The organism is Ruegeria sp. AB8 (assembly GCF_056542605.1).
The window spans coordinates 1-1593 of sequence record NZ_JBQGAB010000080.1 but is presented as its reverse complement, the minus strand read 5'-3'; the positions used below and the strand labels follow the sequence as shown (position 1 = coordinate 1593).

The 1593-nt window shown below is 56.4% G+C and carries 1 protein-coding gene; it reads right to left on the bottom strand.

Features of this window, described 5'->3' with window-relative positions; genetic code table 11:
- On the bottom strand, positions 1-1593 hold a 1593-nt coding region (locus ACR0CG_RS23765), incomplete at both ends, for a mechanosensitive ion channel domain-containing protein (protein ID WP_480527965.1).

Below are 1593 nucleotides of genomic sequence, written 5' to 3'. Positions count from 1 at the left end.
CCACGATGGTGGCGAAGCTGCATTGAGCGGATCGAAATTTTCTCGACCGTTCCCATGGTCCCGCCGACATCGACATATTCGCCGACGCGGAAGGCGTCATCGATCAGGAAGAAGATGCCGCCAACGATATCGGCCACCAGTTTCTGCGCACCAAAGCCGATGGCCAGACCCAAAACACCAGCACCAGCCAGCAGCGGCGTGATGTTGATGCCCAAAGCGCTCAGGGCCAGTAGGCCGAAGATCACCGAGATGGTGACTTGTGCGGTAATCCGCAACAAGGGCAGGACTGTCGCCAGACGCGAACCACCCGCGCCGCCACCTTCTCCGCCGGCTTCTTCATCCAGCTCCTCGGCCGCTGTCTGTTCCTTGGCCAGACGACGGTTAATCCACAGCGAGACGATCTCGTTCAGGATGTAGCCGACAGCGATGATCAGCAGGAACTCGATGATTGCGCCGCCAACTTCGGCACCGATACCTGCGGACGCAACATGGCGCAGATCTAGCTGCCAAACACGGGAAATCATGAAGACGACGAAGAGGCCAGCAATCACCCGACCGATGCGAATATAGCTGCGCTTGGCCGATCGGTAGGCGCGTTCTGCTAATGGCCCTTCGCCCGACATTGGCGGCTGCAGGTGACGCACCAAACCACGTATCAATGTATCAAGTGCAGGTGCAATCAACAGCCAGAACATGGTTGTGAAATGCGCCCCACCGGACAGCACGCGGATCAGCGCCGGGTTGCGTTGTGCCACCAGGAATTCGACCAGCAGCCAAATCACGACCGAAACGCCGATTGCAAAATACGGGTAATACCGCGCGACTTCTTCGTCGAACTTGGTGTGGTCTGGGTCGGTGCCCAGCATCATCTGTGACAAACCTTCGCGCGCAGTCCAGGCGATTATGCCAATATAGACGTGGATTGCTGCGTTCAGCCAGAAACCGATGCGCGTCTGATCGCCGGTAACCCCGTTCAGCGCATTGAACCTTAGTACGAACAAGGTAAAGCCGATCAGGATCAGCAGACCGATCAGGTTGCGATGCAGGTATTTTGCCCAGTGGTCGTCAATGTTTACCAATCGGAATTGTGGCTTTTGCGGCGCAAGAACAAAGCGCGAGACTGCTGCCCCCAGACGCGGCACCCAGATTAGGTAGAATACAAATGGGGCTGCATAGATGATCTGCTCGGGGCTCAGCAATCCTCGGCCAATCGCCCGAATGACGACGTAGAATACGATAAGCCCTGCAATTTCGCGGCAAAATCGGCGGAACAGGTAGTTCACAGCGCCTCTGAGATCAGCGTCACCCGAGGGCTCGGTTGCCTCATGCCAGCGGCGGGTCAGGAAAATGAATAGCTTCTCAGCAATGAAGCCGACTATCAGGACCGAGAGCACCAGCCCCATTAGCGTCAGAACACCAGCGCCCCCCAATTTGTCAGAGAAATTGCTAAATGCAGTGATTTGCGCACTGATGATATTGGGAACTGTGGTCAGAACATGTGTCCAGGATGCGACCATTTCTGCCCAGATCTCATTGAGCTCGGTCAGCGGGTCTTCCTGACCTTCCTTTTCCGCCGCTTGCTTTTCGGCAACA